The organism is Paenarthrobacter sp. CM16 (assembly GCF_013179505.1).
Lineage (GTDB): Bacteria > Actinomycetota > Actinomycetes > Actinomycetales > Micrococcaceae > Arthrobacter.
Window position 1 is genome coordinate 1 of the sequence record NZ_JABMCX010000536.1, and the last position, 1,380, is coordinate 1,380.

Genomic DNA, 1,380 nt, shown 5'->3' on the forward strand with positions numbered 1-1,380 from the left:
CCCCATGAGCTGGATCTTCTGCGGACCTCGGTACACCTGAACAAGGGCTGCTACAAGGGCCAGGAGACCATTGCCCGTGTCCACAACCTGGGGCACCCGCCGCGCCGCCTCGTGTTCCTGCAATTGGACGGTTCCCAGCACACCCTCCCGGCTGTTGGCAGTGTCGTATTTGCCGGGGAGCGCAAGGTGGGTACTCTGACATCGGTGGCGCAGCACTTCGAGATGGGGCCAGTGGCTTTGGCCGTGGTGAAGAGGTCCGTTTCAGCTGAGGAAACCCTGACGGTGATGGATGGTGAGGAACCGTACGTCGCTGCCCAGGAAGTGATCGTCGCCCCCGACGCCGGCCAGGTTGTCGGGCGCCAGACCGGATTCCTGAAGGGACCCCACCGATGAGCCACCCGAACCAGCCCGAAGGTTCCGGGCCCGCGAGCCCGGAGGCAGCTGCCGATGACGAAACGTTGGCACTTGCCCACGCACTGTTCGATGCCGCCCGTGAGGGAAACACCGGGTTGCTGCGTGGCTACCTGGCCGCAGGTGCTCCTGCCACTTTGACCAACGCAGCGGGGGACTCCCTGCTGATGTTGGCCGCTTACCACGGGCACGAGGAAGCTGTTCAGCTGATCCTCCACCACGGCGCCGACGTCAATGCAGCCAATGACCGCGGCCAGACGCCCCTTGCAGGGGCAGTTTTCAAGGGATATACCGGCGTGGCCAGGGTGCTGTTGGACGCAGGAGCAGACCCCGACGCCGGAACCCCCACCGCGCGCGAGGCTGCGGCCATGTTCGCGCGAACCGAAATTCTGGCCCTCTTGGGCTGAGGAGACTCTTAGCCTGGTAAGCCCGGTCGCAGAGGCGGCCGGGCTTACTTGCGCCCTTATATTCCACGTGGAATAGTTGTTGGTGGAATATACGTTGCGGAAGGGACCACTGTGCCCAGGATTTCCGATCTGACGCCCTTGGGCGTCGCAGCCTTGGCCCTGTTGGCCGAGGAACCAATGCATCCCTACGAGATGTATCAACTGTTGATGGCCCGTCATGAGGACAGGCTGGTCAAGGTCCGTCCCGGCACCCTGTATCACGCAGTGGGCCGGCTTGATGAGAGCGGACTGGTAGAGGCCCTGGGAACTGAGCGGGAAGGCAACCGGCCCGAGAGGACTACGTACCGGATCACAGACGCCGGCCACCAGGCACTCGATGCCCGGCTCAGGGCCATGCTGTCCACTCCCGTAAACGAGTATCCGCTGTTTCCCCACGCCATTGCGGAGGCGCATCACCTGCCTGCGGGCGTGGTGATGGAACTCCTCGAGGAACGGGTTGTGGCGCTGACCGCCGACCTTGACTTCCTGCTCAGCGCCGAAACCGTTGTGACGGCAAAGGGTT

General features: G+C 63.7%; 3 protein-coding genes. All 3 read left to right on the forward strand.

Annotation, left to right across the window (positions count from 1 at the left end; genetic code table 11):
- Positions 1 to 393, forward strand: a 393-nt coding sequence (locus HP499_RS24270) for a folate-binding protein YgfZ (protein ID WP_305849769.1), incomplete at its 5' end; no start/stop codon positions are given.
- Positions 390 to 818, forward strand: a complete 429-nt coding sequence (locus HP499_RS24275) for an ankyrin repeat domain-containing protein (RefSeq protein ID WP_172326576.1) — start codon at positions 390 to 392, stop codon at positions 816 to 818. The genes HP499_RS24270 and HP499_RS24275, both read left to right, overlap by 4 nt.
- A 111-nt stretch (positions 819 to 929) precedes the next feature.
- The coding region (locus HP499_RS24280) for a helix-turn-helix transcriptional regulator (protein WP_172326577.1) at positions 930 to 1,380 on the forward strand (451 nt) is incomplete at its 3' end.